This window comes from Dictyobacter halimunensis, assembly GCF_036245075.1.
Window position 1 is genome coordinate 1,759,249 of sequence record NZ_BSRI01000002.1, and the last position, 20,143, is coordinate 1,779,391.

Genomic DNA, 20,143 nt, shown 5'->3' on the forward strand with positions numbered 1-20,143 from the left:
AGTGGTAAGGAAACAGAAAAACATAAGCCAGTTAATTGCTTTGATAAGCTTGCCATAACATTGCATAGTAATTCTCTGTAGAGAGTTTTACATATAAAAAATTGGATGGCGAGTTTGATCCTGGCTCAGGATAAACGCTGGCGGCGTGCCTAACACATGCAAGTCGAACGCCCTGTGCAAACAGGGAGTGGCGGACGGGTGAGGAACACGTGGGTAATCTACCCTGGGGTGAGGAATACCGGCGAGAAATCGCCGACAATACCGCATATGCTCGCGAGAGCAAAGCCGGAAACGGCGCCCGAGGATGAGCCTGCGCTCGATTAGTTAGTTGGTGGGGTAATGGCCTACCAAGACCGCGATCGATAGCTGGTCTGAGAGGACGATCAGCCACACTGGGATTGAGAACGGCCCAGACTCCTACGGGGGGCAGCAGTGAGGAATTTTCGTCAATGGGGGCAACCCTGAACGAGCAACGCCGCGTGCAGGATGACGGTTTTCGGATCGTAAACTGCTTTTCTCTGGGACGAGAACGGACGGTACCAGAGGAATCAGCCCCGGCTAACTACGTGCCAGCAGCCGCGGTAATACGTAGGGGGCGAGCGTTGTCCGGAGTTACTGGGCGTAAAGCGCACGCAGGCGGTCAGATTAGTCTGTAGTGACAGTCGTCGGCTCAACTGACGAAGTACTATGGAAACTGTCTGACTTGAGGGCTTCAGAGGGACACGGAATTCCGGGTGGAGTGGTGAAATGCGTAGATATCCGGAGGAACACCAAAGGCGAAGGCAGTGTCCTGGGAAGTACCTGACGCTCAGGTGCGAAAGCTAGGGGAGCGAACAGGATTAGATACCCTGGTAGTCCTAGCCGTAAACGATGACCACTAGACGTTGGGGGTATCGACCCCTTCAGTGTCGCAGTTAACACAATAAGTGGTCCGCCTGGGGAGTACGGTCGCAAGATTAAAACTCAAAGGAATTGACGGGGACCCGCACAAGCAGCGGAGCGTGTGGTTTAATTCGATGCAACGCGAAGAACCTTACCAAGGCTTGACATGGACCTGCACCAGCCGTAACGGGCTGTCCCTTCGGGGCGGGTTCACAGGTGCTGCATGGCTGTCGTCAGCTCGTGTCGTGAGATGTTGGGTTAAGTCCCGCAACGAGCGCAACCCCTGTCGTTAGTTGGATATTTCTAGCGAAACTGCCGTTATAAGACGGAGGAAGGCGGGGATGACGTCAAGTCAGCACGGCCCTTACGCTTTGGGCGACACACACGCTACAATGGTCAGGACAAAGAGTTGCCAACCCGCGAGGGGGAGCTAATCTCGTCAAACCTGGCCTCAGTTCAGATTGGAGGCTGCAACCCGCCTCCATGAAGTTGGAGTTGCTAGTAACCGTAGGTCAGCACACTACGGTGAATACGTTCCCGGGTCTTGTACACACCGCCCGTCACACCACGAAAGTTGGCAACACTTGAAGCCGCTGGGCTAACCCGTCTGGGAGGCAAGCGTCGAGGGTGGGGTCAGTGATTGGGGTGAAGTCGTAACAAGGTAGCCGTACCGGAAGGTGCGGCTGGATCACCTCCTTTCTAGGGAGCTTGAACAATCGTCGCTGGATACCAGCGACCTACAAAGATTGTTCCACTTCCAGGTCGGTCTTACTTCACAGAGTAAGAGATCTAAACGAGCTTGTCGAAGTTGGCGTTTGACTGCTCCGCCTTACCACTCTTTAGTTGTTCAGGTTCACAACATTGCTTATGTAGTACAATAGAGAAATAGATACGGGCTTTTAGCTCAGGTGGTTAGAGCGCAGTCCTGATAAGACTGAGGTCCCTGGTTCGAGTCCAGGAAGGCCCATTCGGGGGCGTAGCTTAGTTGGTAGAGCGTCGCCTTTGCACGGCGAAGGTCAGGAGTTCGAATCTCCTCGCCTCCACCCCGGATCTCTCATCCGCTGTTTTGTACACGCGGGTGGGATGGTGACATTAGCGGAAGAGTAACACCCGTTCCCATCCCGAACACGGAAGTTAAGCCTTCCAGCCCTGATGATACTGCGTGGGCAACTGCGTGGGAAAATAAGACGTCGCCATTCCACCCGCTGGTATAAAGCAGGAAACGAGAGTCGCGGGCTTTTAGCTCAGGTGGTTAGAGCGCAGTCCTGATAAGACTGAGGTCCCTGGTTCGAGTCCAGGAAGGCCCATTATCCAATCTCTCAAATGAGACAGCTCCGCTGGTCTTATTTTTTTGCCCCACATGTTACGGGCTTTTAGCTCAGGTGGTTAGAGCGCAGTCCTGATAAGACTGAGGTCCCTGGTTCGAGTCCAGGAAGGCCCACTTTAAAGAAGCGAGGGGGTGTAGGATGCTCGATTGAGCATCCTACACCCCCTCGCTTTATATTACCTGTGATTATTGTTGCCCGCGCAGCCGATTATAGACCAGGCGTAGCCCCTCAAGCGGTAAATACTGGTTGACGTATTGAATTTCGGGGATGATTGGTGCCATCTGTTGCGCCATTCCTCCATGGGCGATGATCTTGATCTCGCTAGGATGGGTCACGTCGGGAATCTCCTTACAGAGCCGCGCGATCAGACCCTGCACCAGGCCGACGTGTCCATAAATAATGCCCGATTGCATGTTCTCGATCGTGTTCTTTCCCAGCGCGGAACGTGGCGGCGTCATGTTGACGCGATAGAGTTGGGAGGCGGCACTGCTCAATGCCTCGGCTGAGATAACCAGGCCAGGGGCGATGGCGCCCCCCAGGAAATCGCCATCGATCGAGGCGACATCAAACGTTGTAGCGGTACTGAAGGCGATCACAATCGCGGGTCCACCATAGAGATGGTGAGCCGCCAGAATGGTCATGATGCGATCCGACCCCACTTCCCAGGGGTTATCCACGAGCAGCTTGATCCCTAGATCCATTGTATGGTTGATGACCAGCGCTTCGCGATTACAATAGCGCGCGGCAAGATCCTGAAAGACCGGTGTCAGGGGAGGAACAACACTGGACACTATGATGTCGTCGATATCAGTCAAGGTGTAGCCAACGTGACGCAGCAGATCGCTGAGTACCATGGCGTACTCATCGGCTGTACGCTGGCGACTAGTTGATACAACCCAGAGATGCTTCATTACATCATGATCATATAGACCAAACTTGATATTTGTATTACTGATATCGAGCGCAAGTAACATACATAAGTCCCTTCTCTACTCAAGCATCATGCAACTATCTCTGGGATATCTCCTGCTCCTTGGCAGCGGCCACATATTTCTTGATGACGGCCGCGATCAGAAAAGGATCACCATGGGCATCATCATTGACGACCGTGACCTCTGCTTCTGTGCGATCATCCACGAACGCCAGGGACGTTGGGGTGCGCATGCGCTTGCGGCGTTGTTTCTGGCCGCTGGGAGTGATACCGCGCCCGAAGACAAAGCCCATCAGATTCTCGCCCGGACTCTGGATATTGTTGACGCCACCCTCATCAGGGTTACGCTCAATCGGTGCGCGTCCGCGCGGGGTCACGTGGCGAACATTGACCAGTGGTACATGGGTCGTTCGAGAACCTTCTTTATGTACAAAATCCGTGGGGGTCAGTACGATTATGTGTTTTTCTGGTTGGGCCACGCGCAGAATGTCCACGCAGAGCATATAGATGCTGCCCAAAAAGATAAAAGCCAGGATACCCAGCAATAATGTGGTTAGAATAATGGAAAAAGCCCCACGCTGGTAATTAAAAGGAACAACAATAGGCACAATTAAGGCTAACAAGCCTCCACCCATTAAAATACCGAAGATCCAACCAATGATTCCCCAGATAACCTTCCCTTTGAGAAGGGGGAAAGTAGACCAGCCAGGCGGCAGTTCCGCGCTTGTATTCGCTTGTGCGAGAATCTCTTCTGCGTCCATTTTGAAAATCCTTGTCAAGATATATGGCACCATCTTATCTCGGCCCATTATACCAGAGAATGCCCCATTTGGAAAAATTACTTTGGGTATTTGTACATTGATGCAACGGGCGCGCAGATGCGCGCCCGTTGCATCAATGTACAAATACCCTTCTGTGTAGAGAACGGCTCAAAAAGGTCCCGCCGGGGCTCTCTATGCGATATAATATGATATGGACTAAGGCGAAAAGCAGACATGCTGGTTAACATACCTTTCTCATATTTGCTGATATTTTTTTACTAAGGCGCTGGGAGCACGCTGTGGATAATGTGTTACGGTCAACGGTTGAGGCTACGGCCCGGCTGGTGCTGGAAGAATATAGGAAAGACAACCCTGCGTGGACCAATGATGTCACCCCCGTTGATGAGCTGGCCGAGTGGCTAGGATTAAGTATTGGTACGTTCGCGGAAGACGATTATGCGCAGGGGACGTACGGCTTTATGGATCCCGATGAAGAGGAGGATCTGATCTGGATCTGCCGTTCCCTCAATGAGACGTTTCGCCGCTTTACGTTGGCTCACGAGATCGGACATGCCTTGCTGCATTGTCGCGATGGGATGCGCCTGCAGCGCTTCTCAGAACAGCATAGGTTGCCATTTGTGGGCCACACCTCTTATGCCCCGATACCAGAGCCGTCACCAGCCTTCCCCTGTCGCGATGATGATATTCAGGAAGATATGGCGACCTTGCTGGAACAGGAGCAGATACAGGAGAAGGTTGGTAGCGCCCACGGCTATGATCCACGCAGTGAGCGTGAACTGGCCGCCAATGTCTTTGCCGCCGAACTGCTGATGCCCGCGACCCGGCTCTATACCTTATTTGTAGAGGGTGGCGTGCCAACCCATACGCTGGCGACCCGCTTTCACGTCTCGCCGGCCGCACTGCTCAATCGCCTGACCGGCTTTTTGGATACGCCGCCGACACGGGAGACGGTGCAAGAACCTGTAGCCGCCACGCCTGTCGCGCCAGAAAACGGGACTCCGCCGGCAAAAAAGCAATATGATGAATTTCAGCAGGCGGCCATCGAAGCCGAGACTCCGGCGCTGATTGTGGCTGGACCCGGTAGCGGCAAGACCAGTACGCTGATCGGGCGGGCCGACTATCTTATCAATACCCTGGGCATCCCCGCCCAGAATATTCTGGCCCTGACCTTCTCACGCAAAGCTACGCTGGAGATGGAGGAGCGCCTGCGGCAACTGCTCGCCTGGTCGGGACAGTCCCTGCCGACGATCAGTACCTTCCATGCTTTTTGCGCCAATCTGCTGCGCCAGCACGCGGCCCTGGCGGGCCTGCGACCAGACTTTACGCTGATCGATGAGGCCGAGGGCTACCTGATCCTGCGCCGGCAGGCCAACGCGATGCGGCTCCACCACTATCGCCTGCTACAGACGCCCACCCATTATTTTCCAGATATGCTCAAGGCGATCGCGCGCGCCAAAGACGAATTGGTGACGCCCGAACAGTACGCGGTCCTGGCTCGCACCATGCGCCTGCAGGCTGGAGATGATGAAAAGGAACAGGCCGAGGCGGAAAAGACACTGGAAGTGGCGCAGGTCTACGCGCTCTATCAACAGGAACTGCAGCGCCGTGGCGATACCGACTATGGTGGCCTGCTGGTATCGGCGATTCAGCTTCTTACTGACCATCCAGAGGTCCTGCATGAGCAGCAGCAAAGGTTCGCGCACATCCTGGTCGATGAATTTCAAGATGTGAACCGGGCCAGCGGCGTCCTGCTGCGCGTACTGTCCGGAGAGTCTCGCCGCGTCTGGGTGGTGGGTGACGCCAACCAGGCCATCTACGGCTTTCGCGGTGCCTCGCCCGCCAATATCAGCCAGTTTGAGCAAGACTTTCCGGGAGCCAGAGTCCTCCCACTCAGCCGCAACTATCGTTCGCGACCCGATCTGGTGGCGCTGGCCGAGGCGTTTCGCTGCCGGCATCTCGAATTGGAGCAGGACGCGGGCAAGAATCAAGCGGTACGCCTGACCAGCACTGAAGCCTATGTCACTATCGCCCAGGCACCCAACGAGGCTAGCGAGGTCGCGAGCCTGATCGCCGATATCCGTCACAAGCGCTCGCTGGGCTATGCCTACAAAGACATGATCATCCTCTGCCGCACGCGCAGCCAGGCCAACAAGATTACCGCCGCCCTGCTGGAAGCCGAGCTTCCCGCCATTGAACAGGGCGGCATCCTGGAACAGGAATATATCAAGGACGTGCTCTCAGCGATCCATCTCATCGCGGATAACAGCGGAATGGGACTCCTGCGCATGGGGCGCCAGCCTGAATACGCCTTGAGCCAGCAGGATGTCGAGGCCCTGCTGCTGGCGGCCCGTGAGCCGGGCAAGACACCGCGTCAGATGCTGCTCTCTGGCGAGGCTCCCTTGAGCATGAGCGTGGAGGGACGCCATGCATTACTGCGCCTCTCGCATATGGTACAGTCGCTGTTCAGGGCGCCCAATATGTGGTCGCTACTGGCTCAGTACCTCTTCATTGAAACCTCGCTGGTGCGCACGCTGCTGGCGCGGCCCGATGATAAAGCCAGCGTCTTGCAGCTGGGCGCCTATCAGCAACTACTCCAGACGGCTCGCCACTATGATCAGCAACTGCTGCTGCGCCAGCGACTGGATCAGCAGGCGGCCTCTCAGGATGGTCAGGAAGCGACAGACAGCGAGCCTATGTCGCTGGAAGAGCAGGTGCGAGATTTCCTGGACTACCTCAGACTCCTGGTGCGGCTGCGGCAGGATAGCGGCAATCGGCAGAATAACGAAGACGAGACAGAGGAGGAAGCCGATACCATCAGCGTCATGACCGTGCATGCCAGCAAGGGATTGGAGTTCCCAATCGTCTATATGCCGGGTCTGATGCAGCGCCGCTTCCCCACCACAGGTCGCTCAGGCCAGGTCAAGCCGCCCACGGGTATGCTGACAACCGAGAGGAACAGCCATGATGTAGGCGAAGCCTGCCTCTTCTACGTAGGGGTGACACGAGCAAAGGACCAGCTGGTACTGAGCTATAGCGAACGCTACGGCAAGGCGCAACAACGCTACCAGCGCTCCATCTACCTTGACGCGCTTGAGGCGGGATTGGGTGAGGAACGTATCGTCAAGCTGCACTGGGACCAGCCCTACACGGGCACGCTGTTGGAGGAAGAGGTCATAGGGTTCCATAGTTCCCAGCCAGGCGAAGATTTTATCGCGGCCATGAGCTCTCCCATCGTGAGCACCTACTCCATCGAGAGCTATCTGAACTGCCCACGCAAATACGTCTATAGCTCGATCTATCACTTTGAGGATCAGCCAACCGGTTATCGGCTCTTTACGCAGGCCACGCGCAAAACGGTCGAGTCGCTGCACCGGCAACTGGATGGTGCCAGTGATCCGTCCGACCTCCCCAGCCAGCAAGAAGTTCAACAGCTCTATCTCCAGCACTGGCAGGAGCTTGGAGGCCATACGGAGCCGTTCGCCACCATGTATGAGGAGCATGGGCAGGAGGTCGTGGCCTCTATCCAGCGCCGCCTGCATACCCAGGAAGAGGTACACTGGCAGCTACAACCCGGCTATAATGTTGATGTCGCGGGCACCAACGTACATGTGCCCATCGACCGGGTAGAGACAGCCAACGAGATGACCCAACAGCCAGATCGCTTTATACGCACCAGCTATGGACGTTCCAAAGAGAAGATCGATCCTAAACATAAAGATCTCCTCTATCACCTGGCCTATCGGCAGCAATATCCCGGTCAGAACGTTGAGGTACACAGCCACAACATGAGCACAGGAGAAAGCATGCCGATTACCATCACGGCCAGAAAAGAGCAGAGCCTCTATCGAGACGTCGAGCAGGCCGTCAAAGGTTTACAGGAGCACCGCTACCCGGCGCAGCCCAGAGACTCCCAGCAGTGTCCGACGTGCCCATTCTTTTTTATCTGTCCAGCTTAGTCGTATAGAGCGTATCCATTCGTGCTGTGTGTGCGTGTTATAATACAATCTGGCGGCATCGAACTAGCAATATGCAGAGGAAGACAATGGACGATAAAGAAATAATGAAACACATTCAAGAACTTGTCGATGAAGAGCACCATCTTCTCAAACTGGAGGAGGAGGGCAAGATCCAGGGTGATCAGCGTCAGCGTGTCAAAGATCTGGAAGTGGGACTCGATCAGTGCTGGGATCTGTTGCGCCAGCGGCGCGCCCGCCGCAACGCGGGTCAGAATCCCGACGATGCCCAGGTGCGCGATCCTAACATCGTCGAAAACTACCGACAATAAACCAAAAAGATGGGCTGGCACTTGCCAGCCCATCTTTTTGGTTTATTGTCGGTAAGGCTTAACTCAGTGAGTTGAGGTCAACTGGTTGGTTGGCGGTGAGGTCGGCATATTCGCCACGGTAGCGCTCCGGCATCATCTCAGCGATGCGCTTCATCACCTCGTTGGTGGCATCGGCGATATCCTCGCGGGTAATCTTGTTACCCTTGGGCTTCAGCAAGATGGGCTCACCATAGGAGATGGTTATGTGGGCGCCAAATTTCTTCAGCGCGTTCTCGCTTCCCCAGATGGCAACCGGGATCACGGGCACACCCGAGCGCAGCGCGATCATGCCCAGTCCGGCATGGGCTTTGCCCAGGGTATGCGTCTTGCTGCGTGTCCCTTCGGGGAAAATAATAAAAACCTTCTTCTGCTTCAATTGTTCCTGGGCCGCGCGAATGGCCTGGCGATCACCCTCACCGCGCTTCACAGGAAACGCACCCAGGAAGCGCACCAGCCAGCCCATCTTGCTGTAAAATGACTCTTCCTTGGCCATATACACCACTTTACCCGGGACATAGGCCGGAACCAGCGGGATATCGGTCCATGAGAGATGGTTGGCGGCAATAATATAGGGTCCCTTCTTCGGCACATTGTAGCGTCCACGCAGGTGGACACGCGCAACCAGAAAGAAGACCGCTTTGGCGATGAAGCGTATCGCTTCATACAGCACGCGTGGGGTTGAATAGGGCTCGTATAGATTTTTTTCCGGCTTCTTCTTTGGCTCACTTTTTTTGGTTGTCGCCGTATTGGCTGAAGAGCCGGCAGCATCCATATCCTGCGTCATACAGTATCCTCCACATAGGGTGCGATAGTCTCCATTACCTGAGGAACGCTGAGATAGTCGGTTTCAATAACGATGGCGTCTATCGCTGGTTGCATATTATCGTGGTCAATCTCGTCCCGGCGCTCGATATCGCGTATCAGTTCTTCAAGAGGGGGAACATTTTCATGCACCGGTCCATAACGCTCAACCAGTTCAGTGTGGCGCCGCCGGGCCCGCTCGGCCAGGCTGGCCGTTAAATAAATCTTCAGTTCAGCATCGGGCAAGACGACCGCTCCGATGTCGCGGCCAACCATAACGACGCGGCCCTGCCTGGCCATCATGCGTTGCTGCTCGATGAGCAGCTTACGAACCTCGGGATGTGAAGATACCGCCGAAACCGCGCGCGTCACGTCTGACCGGCGAATATCCCATGTAACATCCTGTCCGTTGACCGTCACAGTATATTGCCGACCATCAGAAATATGGGGGTGGTTAATCACAATATCTGCCCGTCGCGCGAGTTGGCTCAGGGCGGATCCATCATTGATATCAACTCCCTCATGAAGAGCCAACCAGGCCACCGCACGATACATTGCTCCGGTATCAACATAAAGGTAGCCTAATCGACGGGCAAGTTGCTCACCTATGGTACTCTTCCCTGAGCCTGCTGGCCCATCTATTGCTATACATTGTGGCCCTGACATGAATCCTCCGCGTATCGATGATAATCATAACTCAACGGATTATATCATATCCTGCCTGGTTAGGATGACGCAGACGCCACCAAACGTCGATCTTTTGCGTAATCTCGTTTGTGCTCAATTTTTGCCCTGATTTTTTGAATGCTCTTTCATAAGCTGCTGAACCTCGACCTCGGTTAGATTGCGCCACTTGCCCGGCTCGACCCCTTTCAGGGTCAGGGGGCCCACGCCGACACGCTGCAACTGACGAACGGGATGTCCGACGGCACGCAGCATGCGGCGGACCTGGCGCTTGCGGCCTTCATGCAAGGTAAGCAGCAGGGTCGACTCTTTCTCGTCCTGTCGCAGCACGCGCACATCCGCGGGCGAAGTTTGAAAGGTGCCTCCATCATCCTCACGAATGGGAACGCCGTGGCGCAAAGACTCCAGGGCCACGGCGTCCGGATGCCCCTGCACCACCACTTCATAGTGCTTGCGGGTAGAGTAGCGTGGATGGGTCAGCTGCAGCGCGAAATCTCCATCGTTGGTCAGCAGTAGCAGGCCGCTGGTATCGATATCCAGACGCCCGACCGGGTAGACGCGGAGCTGGCGGATATCGGGCGGCACCAGGGAGAGGACGGTCGGCCGCTGCTGTGGATCGTAGGCGGTACTGACATAGCCAGCCGGTTTATTGATCATGATATACACCTTGTGGCTGCTAAGCTGCACAGGCTTCCCATCCACGCTTACCTGATCGCACTCAGGATCAATACGCACCCCCTGCGCGGTAATCGTCTGGCCGTTCACCTGAACGCGACCGGCGTGAATAATCTCCTCCGCGTGGCGCCGCGAGGCCACACCTGCATGGGCAAGGAAACGGGCTAACCGCACCCCTTCTATGCTCTGTTCGGACGCTTGTTTTTGCTCTGGACTCTGTTCGCTGTTCATATTCATTGTTTTCCATGACACAGGCCCTCTCCACACATCACCGGCGGATGGCCATTTGATCGCTTACAAATATTGGATATGTGTTTGATGCGCCTCTGGCGCCAAAGCCGGGGCAAGCCCGGCACCTACGGCGGTGGCGATTTACGTTTCCTTACAAGCTACACTATTTCGACGGATTCGGCAAGATCATAATTCTGTCAATTGTACCCAACATATGATCTACTGCTTATAAAAATCGTTCGGGTTCACAAAAAGCTGGATATTTCCACAAATTGTGCATACCAGCGCACCTACCTCAGATCCCACCACCCTATGGGCATCACTATCAATCCGCAATATACTATCCCCATACCCAGAGATCCCCCGCCACTGACGATAATGTCCATCTGCCTGGCAGTTTGGGCAGGGAGCATAAAACATTGGATTATTGTTCATGTGCAATTGTATCCTCATTATTTAAAATATTTTTTATTTATTTTATATACGCTGGCAGCCTATAATGCAACTATGGCAATGCTTTTCACGGCAGGTCTGTTGATAGATATAGTGCAATCCCTGTTGCTGGCAGCTGCCGTGCGGCTCTCTGGATAGCTGGAGCTGTCTGCACATGCTGCGGGTAATGTAGTTGGAGGGCAGGCCGGGATGGTGCAGGTAGAGGGCGCGGGCATGCTCGGCCAGCGCTTCGTTGTGTTCGAGTAGCGCGATGGCCGCAGCGAACGGCAGGACGACGTTGCAGAGCAGGATGTCGGTCCTGGCCTGGCTCAATCCGATGGAGGCAAAGCGGGCGCGCAGGTTGGCTAGCATGCGAGCTTGGTCTGACTGTCCGTGGGTAGGGCATAGGCAGTTGCGCAGGGTACGCCAGATGCCTATGTCGCGCCAGCGTGCCAGCAAATTCATCAGTACATGCAGCCGGGTGAGGTCGAGTGGTTGGGGACACAGGCTGCGGCCCAGTGGTTCTGCGATCTCGCCGCGACCCATCAGCAGGCGTAGACCCAGGGCGCGAAAGGTGACGCGATCACGGCCATAGCCCAGCGCTTCGGCCAGCGCCAGAAACAGGCAGGCATCATAGGTATCGAGCCCCGGAAACTGCGCGGGGTTCATGGCATGCAGCTCTTCAAGCAAGCGATGGCTTCTGGCTTCGAAGCGTAGCAGTCCGGCGCGCCGCAACATTGTGTCGCGCTGCCGAGCGTTCAACTGCTGACAGGGCCAGGACATCTCTTCAACAAGCGGCAAAGATACCAGTTTATGGCCCAGTGGCACGTCCGCCAGCGAACAGGTGGGGACCACACGTCCATCCTGGCGGCGCGTGGGCTGCGCATCATCGCAGACCAGGACTATATGCAGGCGCACATTGTTATATGTTGGGTCAACGTCATGGGCGTGAGAGCGCCAGTCGCTGGCGCGTACGTGGAATTCGACATCCCCAACCACGCGTTCCGCCTCTTCCAGTACCGGGTCGGGACCCGAGATGAAACGCAGAACCGCGTCCCGCACATCGGGTCCCGCCGCGCCACCCGGGCGTCCCGCGAACAGAACCTGGCAACGGCCACCTTGCCGCAGCGGTAGATAAATAGAACGGGGTAGTTCCCACCAGCGCCGCGCTACCTCGTATTCATAGGGCAGTTCCGGCTCACGACATCGTGCGCTGATCAAGGGTATAGATAACCCTTGATAGGTCACACCACCGCTACCTCTCCTGTTCGCTCTCTCCCTCAATAGCATACTGCTGCTCCTCCTCTATCCTCTCCTCCACATCTCGTACCAGAGAACGGGCATGGGCGACCTCCATCTCCGCGGCTGTGAGAGCCCGCACGGCCTCTTCTCCGCTAAGGGTCCCCTCTTTAACGGCTGCGCGCACCAGGGATAGTGTATAGTCGGCCTGCCGCATCATTTCGTGCACATCAACGGTGTGCTCGCTGCTGGCTTCCAGCATGGCCTCGGATTCCGCTACTTCATCCGCCTCAGCGTCCGCCAGGATCAGGGATGCCACGGCCGCGAATGCGTCTTCATCCTTCTCAATCTCATCAAACATTTCGTTGTTCTCCTTCGCTACCTCATCCAGGAAAGCTGCGTCTCCGGAAAGTTTTTCCAGCTCAATGTCTACTGATGTCGTGTCTTCTGCCCGGGGCGTCAGCGTGACCAACAGCTGTTCTGCCTCATCAGCCGCCTGCGCCGTCTCGTGGGCAAAGATCTGCGCCCGCTCAACCTCGCTCTGCAAATGGTCATACTCCTGGGCGAGATGCCTGCCAATACTCTCCCGGGCCAGCCTTTCTTCCGCGTATTCAGCCCGCGCCACGGCGGTACGGGCCGCCTCCTCTGCGACCCCCGCAATCGCACGCGCATCATGGGCCAGGGCTTCAGCCTCATTGTATACCTGAGCCGCCTGCGCCTGGTGCTGCCGCATCACCTCATTATGTTCATCGGCGGATGCTGGGTTCCACGTGCTGAACTGCTCCTCCTCATCAAAAATAGATGGACCCTCCTCGTCAGCAATCAGGGACAGAGCAATCAGGCGCGAATGGACGGTCAGGAGCTGCTGCTCAAGTTTGCGTACGCGGGCAGATCTGAGCTGCAATCGCTCCTGCGCCAACTTCAGCCGCGCTTCACTGCGATCACGCGCCTTACGTGCCTTCTCAAGGCGCTCCTGCAGGCGGCGCTTCTGTTTGTTTAATTTCTTCTTATTGCGCCTCATTTTGTCTTGTGGAGAAGATGAATCGGTATTGCCCATGATATGTGGTCCTCCAGGGGGTATGCTCAGTCTCTGTTCTACCCGGCTAACTATTGAAACATCTGCGAATTGTATGCATCAATCAACCTCCTTCATTACCACTCCACATTGAATAACATTATAGATGCATCCCAGAATATCATATTATTCCCATACGGCTCTAAAGAGTTTACCACTAATTTCCTATAAAACCCATCCTCACAAATTCCTAACACATGGTCAGACAGGATTTTATGCTGTAAAAGTAGACAAGCAGGGTAAAGTACGGTATGATGGCTGACAGAAAACATGCACGACGCACGAAGAAAAGCTATAACATAATTTGCGTTGGCGCTGGTGCGGCGCCTTTATGGTTACCAGCATGTATAAGCACTTAGTATGATATGTCTCTCAAGGATAGAGGGCGATGAGGTCATAATGGGTACAAATTTTTTTCTAGTATGCTTCCATTCTTTCCGTAGAAACAAATTAGCTCTTATATTACTATCTGGTTTTATTTCTTTTCTCTGCATTTTTGTGACTTCCGGATCGGCCCTGGCCGATGCGACGCCGGGCGGCAATATTTCAAATCCAGTTATCAAGGCGGTCGACATGGCCAAACCGGCCGTGGTGCGCATCATTACCACGGTGGGCGGGCGCCTGTCCGTCCAGTTTACCGATACGCAAAGCGCCACTTTTCCGCTGGATGGCGGCTACTACGATTTAAAACTATCTGGCAGCGGCACCTTTATCAGTTCTCACGGTGACATTCTGACGGCCGATCATGTGATCCAGCCTCCGCGCGATAAATCGATGGATGACGTTTTACAGATGACGGCGGCCCAGGATGTCGCCGATTATATCAACATGAATTTTCATCCGCAGACCCCTTATAGTTCGCAGGATGCCTATAGCAACATGGCCTTCGGCATCTTCCGCACGCAGTCAACCTATCAGAGTCCTAAAAGCGAGGTGTTCCTCAGCAAGGATTACGCGGGCGTCATCAATGCCAATCAGCTCTCGGATGTGTCGTCGGACTTCCACGCCCAGGTCGATAAAGTCGAGCAGGAGAGCGCGGTCGACCAGCGTGACGTGGCTATTATCCATGTCAATATGGAGGATACCCCTTCCGTTCAACTGGACGACTCTTCCAATGTGTCGCAGCAGGATGAATTGACCATCATCGGTTTCCCCGGCAATGGAGATCTGGGAGATCCTACCAAGCCCGATCCCACAACCTACCTGACATCCTCGGTCAATAAGATCTATGTCAGCGCCATCAAAGAGCATGTCATCCAGGTTGGTGGCAACGTCGAGCATGGCGATAGCGGCGGTCCGGCACTCGATAGCCATGGCAACGTAGTGGGGGTGGTCAGCTTCTATAACGAGGATGCTCAGACACCGATTGGTACCAGTTTCCTGCAGGCCAGCAGCAGCGCCAAAGAACTGATCACCAATCTCAAAATCGATACGAAGCCCGGCAAGTTCCAGACAGCCTGGGAGCAGGCATTCAACCAGTACACATCCACGGGAGCGGGCCACTGGCACCAGGCGTACGCCGATTTCCAGAAGCTCCAGAAGGCCTATCCCAGTTTCCAGGCCGTCAATCCATTCCTGGATTACGCTTCGCAGCAGGCCAGGCACGAACAGATGCCACAGCCCGCGCAAAACAATACTACGGCGCTCTTGATAACGGCCGCGATCATCTTTGTCATTGTCATCGCGCTGGCGGTACTGGCCGGGTTGTGGTTCGCGCGGCGACGCAAAAAGCCTCAACCAGCCTATCAATACGGCAATCAATATAACAATCAATATAGCGCCCAGGCGCCTCAGAGTTATAGCCAGACATCACAGAACCCGGGCAGTCCATATGCATATCAGCCGTCCGCTCAATCGGAACAGGCTGGTGCTGGCAGCTGGCCTCAGCCATATACAGCACCATCATCAATAGCAACAGCAGAGAAAACTGATAGGCGGTCCGACTCACAACCTTCGCGCCCCCCCGAATTTGAGAGTCCACAAACGCCGGAGCCTGCCCTGCCATGGTCACCAGCAACCCCTACAGCCGTATCAGCAACGCCTGCGTTCCCCCAGGAGTCCATCAACCCCCAAGAGCAGGCTAACCTGGCATGGGGGTCTCCTGTGGCTGCTGAACCCACAGAGAGGCAGCCGCGGAACGGTGCCGATAACAGGCTACACGTCAAGAGGATGAAAACCGATAGTAGCCTGGAAGAAAAGTTTAAAGATTGGCCAACCGATCTTCAAAATTACTACGCGTCTCCCGAGCAGGGTCCCCAGGAAGTGGATCAGGTTCCATTTCCGCTGGATAAACCACAGGATCAGTCAGAGCCCGGTGAGAAACATGAGGCAACGGATAAGATGCCAGCCATCGCGAAAGAACGGTCCAATGTCCTGACAAACGTGGATGCAGGCTCATTCTATACCCAGGAAAATGCTTAAAACCGCGTAGGAAGCGATCATCAAAAACAGGAGAGTGCCCTGGCGAAGAACCAGGGCACTCTCTTTATGTACACAGCATATACGCATCAGCTCTACTAGTAATATAACCCGGGGACAAAGTTACCGAGTTTGATGAATTGTGATCGCGTCTCTCTGGGTGCTGACGGCGATCTGTGCCTGGGGGCTCTTACCGTTAGAGAGCCGCCCAAACTCGTTGCTGACCGGACCAGAGCCGCTGCTAACGCTGATATGGAACGCTTCAAAGCGGGGCAAGGACAGACTCAGGGAACCATTGATGGTGGTGAAATGGAAATTACCGGTCCGGGCCAGCGAGCCATCGAAGGTAATCGCTCCATTATCTACGGTCATGGCCGATTGACCGGTCAGCTGAACCTGGCGCGTCTCAATATCACCCTGACGCGTAGATGCATTGAGCTGACCCTTCACATTATGCAACGCGATCGATCCGGTATCGGCCTGCAGCGTCATATTGCCCTCGCTATCATCAACCACAATCGAACCGCTAGCGGTGCGAGCAGAGACCTGGCTGACATTGCCGGTTATAGTAATCGTTCCGGTAGCGGTATAGGCCTCAACAGACGTAGTTGGGGGAATCGTCACATCGATGTCCACGCCACGCGAGCCAGCGAAAAGATAGTCGGGATCGAGGCGGGCGTCAACGGTCGTCTTCGCATCATCTTGATTATATGTCACGTCAGTATTGATCAGCCCCAGTCCCATGCCCTCTGAATACTTATTCACCTGAAAACTAAACGGGCCATGCTCCTGACTATGAATATGGATGGTCCCGGTATCGTTATTGATCACGATCTTCTGGTGCTCCTGCTGCGGAAAAAAGTAGCTCTCGCTGGCATTCTGGGTGCCAGCCCTGTTGATGATGCCAACGGCAATCAGGCCCATCACCAGCGCGATCAGTAAAGTAAACATAAGAATTCTGCCCAGGTCATTCTGATTGGCGCGCTGAATGCGCCAGTCAGGGGCAGGAGGGCGGCTGGATAATGGCGACCAGAAGCCCGTTCCCCATTTCGATCTCGTCTCCGTTGCAGGCATAGTGGGAGAGGTGGTCGCAACAGGTTCGGCCACTTCGGGCGCAGAGGGCTCGCATCCTTCAGCAGTCTCAACGGGCTCGGTAGCCGTCGCCGCTTCAGCCTGGACCTCCTCTAGCGGTGGTGACTCCACTGCAGTCTCATCAGTGGGAGCAACCTCTGTGGTACATTCATCAGAAGCGGGCATTTCTGACGTTTCCTCCTGCGCTTCTGACTGATTGGCTGGAGACGATCGTTGTTGCTTTTTCTGGCGTTTAGGAGACGCCTGACCAGTCTCTGGATACTTACTCATCACTTGCCCCTTCGTGCTATAAAAAGCCACACTCCTACAATCCACAATCGGAGTGGAGAGGGTAAAACTAAAGCGCAGGTTGCTCAATCACCGGCCAGGTTAGTTGTCTTCATTAATTTCGACATTGCCAGACATGGTGGCGATACCGATATGGGCCCGGGGCCCGGTTCCAACAACGTTGCTGCCAAATTCATTATCAACCGAGCTATGATCAGCGAAGACACGCAGGTTGAAGCTGGCATTTGACGGCAACGAGACATCGATAGCCCCCCCACGGGACGCAAAGCTATAGTCATTTTCGGGATCGACATTGCCATCAAAGACGATCTTGCCATCCTGCGATCGCATGTGTGAAGGGCCGGTCAGATGGGCATCGCCAACCTCGATATGCCCTTGATTGGTCGTAAAAGCCACCTGCCCATCTACCTGGTCAACATCAATAGCGCCATCGCGCGAGTAAAAAGCGATATGTCCGTCTCCACTATGGACATTTTGCGCATTGATAGAATCGCTGGCCTCAACATTCATATTACCGGTGATGCCATCGATCTTGACCGCGCCATGGTTGGCCGTGATCTGAACATTGATAAAGGTGGGGACCGTCACATCCAGATCCATGCTCTGGGCGTCGCTATGCTCGCCATCACCCGGCTGGTCCGTATTGACCAGGATCGTATGCCCGTTGTCCACCACGCGTGCATCCACGTTCATCTCGCTGCCGGGTCGCGAGATCCAGCTCGCGTTATACCTGGTCGAAGTTACACTGACCGGGCTATTATCGCTGCCATGAAGACGTACCCGTCCGCGGGCATTATGGATGACGACGTTGCACGGGTGATCTGCCGCCAGTTGCTGGGTGGTCGTATTTTTAGCCTGTACCATCTGCTTGAACAGGTTGCCACCGCCAGCAAGCATAAAGAGTAGTAAACAGAGAATAAGAGCGGGAGGAATAAATTTTAGTGCCTTGAGAAACGGTGAAGGACCCGGCGCGGGTACCAGTTTTTCCCCCAGCATCTCGCGCTGGGGAAAATCATCGACCGGTCCACGATACCCTTCGAGATAGAGTGGGACGGGCGCCCTCTCTCTTTCTTGTTGTGCCTGCTGCTGTGGATGCTCATAGACTGGAGCGGTCGGATCCGCGTAGCCATCAAAAGGCCGTTGCGGCTCTTGAGAATGAGAATCGTCAAATGAAGATTGCTGCTTGCCCATGTATAGTTCCCCTACAATTGCACCATACCGCATCCTGGCGAGAAGATTGATACAAACGACCAGTAATGCAATAAAGCTGCCACCAATGCCCACATACCTCACTATACCTGACACCCCAACATCCCTATTACGCCATATCAGGAGAGAAGATAGACAGTTACCACTCCTTGCTGTCTGCTGTTAAACAATCCAACAAACAAAAACCCATCCTGTTTCGTTGCTATTCCACATGTATTGTACTACATTAGAACGAAACAGGATGGGTGAAATGGTATTGTCGTGTTACTTTTTCCTGGGTGCAAGCCGGGTTTGAATGTCCTTTGTATGATTCGTCATAGCAAATGGGATGCGCCAGATAAAGAGGAGCACGGTATTAGAGATCAGCGTTACCAGGCCAAAGGTGATGGCGGAAACCACGGTTGGTAGATGTTGCTCAAAAACAAAGTGCAAAATGACACCTATTGGCCAGGCCGCCAGCCAGGCAAAAGCAGTTTTACGGGCCATCTGGCGTGGCTCGGTCATCAATTCACGGCGAAACGCACCCATAAAAGGCGCGATGGCAAACCAGCTGATAGCAAATGGTAGCGCGGTCCAGACAACCCTTAAGACCGCGGCCAGGCCCGTATCTTCACCATGGCTCTGGCGTCCAATGACCGAGAAGATCAGAAAGACCAGGGCATCGCCGAAGATCAGTATCCACAGACGTCGGGCCTCCTGTTTATTGTGAGGTTTGCTGCCCTCAAGGGCCGAGGTAGTCACAGTTTTTTTCTCTTTAACGGCCACACTAAAGCTCCTTTTCCTGCTGTAGCTGCTGCTCGCGCACCAGCTCTTCAACGGCGGCCAGTTCGACGCGTACCCCGCGAATGCGCATGGCCAGGATCACCAGGTAGAGGCAGATAGCCAGCCAGGCAATAATATAAGCAGCGATCAAGTATGTTTGCATCGTTTCGTCCTTTATCCTTATTCCACAATCGCGCGTAACTGTTGCGCCAACGCCTGCAAGCGCTGCAATTGATAAGCCTGTACCATCATAAAAGCGTAGAGCAGGGTGATAGCCACCAGGGCCACCATCAGGGTCAGTGTCGCCTGTGGAGGAAGCGCGCCCTGCACGCCAACCTGGGCAACGGGATGCTGTCCGCGCCACCAGCTCACCGAAAGGTAGATGATCGGCACATCAATGGCGCCAATGACGCCGATCACGGCTCCGGCACGCGCGCCCTCGCTCGTTTTCCCCATATAGCTACGCAGCATTAAATACCCGACATACATAAACCACAGGATCAAGGTAGCCGTCAAGCGAGCGTCCCAGACCCACCAGGCGCCCCAGATCGGCTTGCCCCAGAGGGAACCAAGGATCAGGGTGATAGAGAGGAAAACCACTCCGACCTCAGCGGCCGCGCGCGCCAGCCAGTCCAGCCGCGCATCTGGCTTGAACAGATAGATAATACCAGCCAGCGCCAGGATAATAAAAGAGAGCATGCCCACCCAGGCCGTGGGAACATGGAAGTAGAAGATGCGCTGGGTCTCTCCCTGCAGACTATCGACCGGCGTATAAAAAAAGATCATCCACAGCGCCACAGCCAGCGTGAGGGCGGTCAAACTTCCTAAAATGAGAGAAATAAGGGGCCAGCGTCCCCCCGGCTGCCTGGTCACGGCGGCACGTTCCTCTGTAGCAGATATCTGTTTCGCTAAAGCCATAAAAGTGTTCCTCAAAATCGGACTCTCCTCAAGGGTGGTGTCTACCGCTCACGCGGCCAGCTAACAGCCACA

Annotated in this window: 15 protein-coding genes, 4 tRNA genes and 2 rRNA genes; 9 read left to right on the plus strand and 12 right to left on the minus strand. The window is 54.9% G+C overall.

Going from position 1 to position 20,143, the window contains the following annotated elements:
- Positions 1 to 102 precede the first annotated feature (102 nt).
- The 6 genes from AABA21_RS21300 to AABA21_RS21325 all read left to right on the plus strand — a co-directional run bounded on the left by AABA21_RS21300 (position 103) and on the right by AABA21_RS21325 (position 2,323).
- Positions 103 to 1,581 (plus strand): 16S ribosomal RNA (locus AABA21_RS21300).
- Between the two features lie 194 nt (positions 1,582 to 1,775).
- Positions 1,776 to 1,849 (plus strand) — tRNA-Ile (locus AABA21_RS21305).
- A gap of 3 nt (positions 1,850 to 1,852) precedes the next feature.
- Positions 1,853 to 1,925: transfer RNA gene (locus tag AABA21_RS21310), tRNA-Ala, on the plus strand.
- A 39-nt stretch (positions 1,926 to 1,964) separates the two neighbouring features.
- Positions 1,965 to 2,081: ribosomal RNA gene (rrf, locus tag AABA21_RS21315) — 5S ribosomal RNA — on the plus strand.
- Between the two features lie 34 nt (positions 2,082 to 2,115).
- Positions 2,116 to 2,189: transfer RNA gene (locus AABA21_RS21320), tRNA-Ile, on the plus strand.
- A 60-nt stretch (positions 2,190 to 2,249) separates the two neighbouring features.
- Positions 2,250 to 2,323: transfer RNA gene (locus tag AABA21_RS21325), tRNA-Ile, on the plus strand.
- A 72-nt stretch (positions 2,324 to 2,395) separates the two neighbouring features.
- Here AABA21_RS21325 and AABA21_RS21330 read toward each other — a convergent pair.
- Together AABA21_RS21330 and AABA21_RS21335 are read right to left on the minus strand one after the other, a co-directional pair.
- Positions 2,396 to 3,184: a type III pantothenate kinase gene (locus AABA21_RS21330; protein WP_338253520.1), complete on the minus strand. Its 789-nt coding sequence runs from the start codon at positions 3,182 to 3,184 to the stop codon at positions 2,396 to 2,398.
- Between the two features lie 34 nt (positions 3,185 to 3,218).
- Complete coding sequence (locus tag AABA21_RS21335; RefSeq protein WP_338253521.1) at positions 3,219 to 3,902, minus strand: hypothetical protein; 684 nt, start codon at positions 3,900 to 3,902, stop codon at positions 3,219 to 3,221.
- A gap of 299 nt (positions 3,903 to 4,201) precedes the next feature.
- On the opposite strand from AABA21_RS21335, the gene AABA21_RS21340 reads away from it, so the two are divergent.
- Both AABA21_RS21340 and AABA21_RS21345 read left to right on the plus strand, forming a co-directional pair.
- A complete protein-coding gene (locus AABA21_RS21340) occupies positions 4,202 to 7,879 on the plus strand; it encodes a UvrD-helicase domain-containing protein (RefSeq protein WP_338253522.1) in 3,678 nt (1,225 codons plus the stop codon).
- A gap of 86 nt (positions 7,880 to 7,965) precedes the next feature.
- The gene (locus AABA21_RS21345) at positions 7,966 to 8,208 is read left to right on the plus strand and encodes a DUF2630 family protein (RefSeq protein WP_338253524.1); all 243 of its coding nucleotides are present in this window, start codon (positions 7,966 to 7,968) and stop codon (positions 8,206 to 8,208) included.
- A 58-nt stretch (positions 8,209 to 8,266) separates the two neighbouring features.
- On the opposite strand, the gene AABA21_RS21350 is transcribed toward AABA21_RS21345, so the two are convergent.
- The 5 genes from AABA21_RS21350 to AABA21_RS21370 all read right to left on the minus strand — a co-directional run bounded on the left by AABA21_RS21350 (position 8,267) and on the right by AABA21_RS21370 (position 13,366).
- On the minus strand, positions 8,267 to 9,031 hold the full coding sequence (locus tag AABA21_RS21350) for a lysophospholipid acyltransferase family protein (protein WP_338253525.1): 765 nt from the start codon (positions 9,029 to 9,031) through the stop codon (positions 8,267 to 8,269).
- Complete coding sequence (cmk, locus tag AABA21_RS21355; RefSeq protein ID WP_338253526.1) at positions 9,028 to 9,714, minus strand: (d)CMP kinase; 687 nt, start codon at positions 9,712 to 9,714, stop codon at positions 9,028 to 9,030. Before cmk ends, AABA21_RS21350 begins: the two co-directional genes overlap by 4 nt.
- 114 nt (positions 9,715 to 9,828) lie before the next feature.
- Positions 9,829 to 10,638, minus strand: a complete 810-nt coding sequence (locus AABA21_RS21360) for a pseudouridine synthase (RefSeq protein WP_338253527.1) — start codon at positions 10,636 to 10,638, stop codon at positions 9,829 to 9,831.
- Between the two features lie 477 nt (positions 10,639 to 11,115).
- Positions 11,116 to 12,360, minus strand: coding sequence for a DUF2851 family protein (locus tag AABA21_RS21365; protein ID WP_338253528.1), 1,245 nt, complete (start codon positions 12,358 to 12,360; stop codon positions 11,116 to 11,118).
- A complete protein-coding gene (locus AABA21_RS21370; RefSeq protein WP_338253529.1) occupies positions 12,326 to 13,366 on the minus strand; it encodes a coiled-coil domain-containing protein in 1,041 nt (346 codons plus the stop codon). Before AABA21_RS21370 ends, AABA21_RS21365 begins: the two co-directional genes overlap by 35 nt.
- A 516-nt stretch (positions 13,367 to 13,882) precedes the next feature.
- Between AABA21_RS21370 and AABA21_RS21375 the strand changes: the two genes are divergently transcribed.
- The gene (locus AABA21_RS21375) at positions 13,883 to 15,805 is read left to right on the plus strand and encodes a S1 family peptidase (RefSeq protein WP_338253530.1); all 1,923 of its coding nucleotides are present in this window, start codon (positions 13,883 to 13,885) and stop codon (positions 15,803 to 15,805) included.
- 120 nt (positions 15,806 to 15,925) lie between these two features.
- On the opposite strand, the gene AABA21_RS21380 is transcribed toward AABA21_RS21375, so the two are convergent.
- The 5 genes from AABA21_RS21380 to AABA21_RS21400 form a co-directional block, all read right to left on the minus strand.
- Entirely contained in the window at positions 15,926 to 17,164 is a 1,239-nt protein-coding gene (locus AABA21_RS21380; protein WP_338253531.1) for a DUF4097 family beta strand repeat-containing protein, read from the minus strand.
- Positions 17,165 to 17,263: 99 nt separating this feature from the next.
- A complete protein-coding gene (locus tag AABA21_RS21385) occupies positions 17,264 to 18,373 on the minus strand; it encodes a DUF4097 family beta strand repeat-containing protein (RefSeq protein ID WP_338253532.1) in 1,110 nt (369 codons plus the stop codon).
- A 282-nt stretch (positions 18,374 to 18,655) separates the two neighbouring features.
- Complete coding sequence (locus AABA21_RS21390) at positions 18,656 to 19,156, minus strand: DUF3054 domain-containing protein (RefSeq protein WP_338253533.1); 501 nt, start codon at positions 19,154 to 19,156, stop codon at positions 18,656 to 18,658.
- A gap of 1 nt (position 19,157) precedes the next feature.
- Positions 19,158 to 19,316, minus strand: coding sequence for a hypothetical protein (locus AABA21_RS21395; RefSeq protein WP_160145720.1), 159 nt, complete (start codon positions 19,314 to 19,316; stop codon positions 19,158 to 19,160).
- Between the two features lie 17 nt (positions 19,317 to 19,333).
- Positions 19,334 to 20,071 carry a cytochrome c biogenesis protein gene (locus AABA21_RS21400; RefSeq protein ID WP_338253535.1) on the minus strand — a complete coding sequence of 246 codons (738 nt, stop codon included), beginning with the start codon at positions 20,069 to 20,071 and terminating at the stop codon, positions 19,334 to 19,336.
- Positions 20,072 to 20,143: the final 72 nt, after the last annotated feature.

Coding starts and splice junctions, on each gene's coding strand:
- AABA21_RS21330 (WP_338253520.1), bottom strand. CDS start 3,184: ATGTTACTTGCGCTCGATATCAGTAATACAAATATCAAGTTTGGTCTA.
- AABA21_RS21335 (WP_338253521.1), bottom strand. CDS start 3,902: ATGGACGCAGAAGAGATTCTCGCACAAGCGAATACAAGCGCGGAACTG.
- AABA21_RS21345 (WP_338253524.1), top strand. CDS start 7,966: ATGGACGATAAAGAAATAATGAAACACATTCAAGAACTTGTCGATGAA.
- AABA21_RS21350 (WP_338253525.1), bottom strand. CDS start 9,031: ATGACGCAGGATATGGATGCTGCCGGCTCTTCAGCCAATACGGCGACA.
- cmk (WP_338253526.1), bottom strand. CDS start 9,714: ATGTCAGGGCCACAATGTATAGCAATAGATGGGCCAGCAGGCTCAGGG.
- AABA21_RS21360 (WP_338253527.1), bottom strand. CDS start 10,638: ATGAACAGCGAACAGAGTCCAGAGCAAAAACAAGCGTCCGAACAGAGC.
- AABA21_RS21365 (WP_338253528.1), bottom strand. CDS start 12,360: ATGCTATTGAGGGAGAGAGCGAACAGGAGAGGTAGCGGTGGTGTGACC.
- AABA21_RS21370 (WP_338253529.1), bottom strand. CDS start 13,366: ATGGGCAATACCGATTCATCTTCTCCACAAGACAAAATGAGGCGCAAT.
- AABA21_RS21380 (WP_338253531.1), bottom strand. CDS start 17,164: ATGAGTAAGTATCCAGAGACTGGTCAGGCGTCTCCTAAACGCCAGAAA.
- AABA21_RS21385 (WP_338253532.1), bottom strand. CDS start 18,373: ATGGGCAAGCAGCAATCTTCATTTGACGATTCTCATTCTCAAGAGCCG.
- AABA21_RS21395 (WP_160145720.1), bottom strand. CDS start 19,316: ATGCAAACATACTTGATCGCTGCTTATATTATTGCCTGGCTGGCTATC.
- AABA21_RS21400 (WP_338253535.1), bottom strand. CDS start 20,071: ATGGCTTTAGCGAAACAGATATCTGCTACAGAGGAACGTGCCGCCGTG.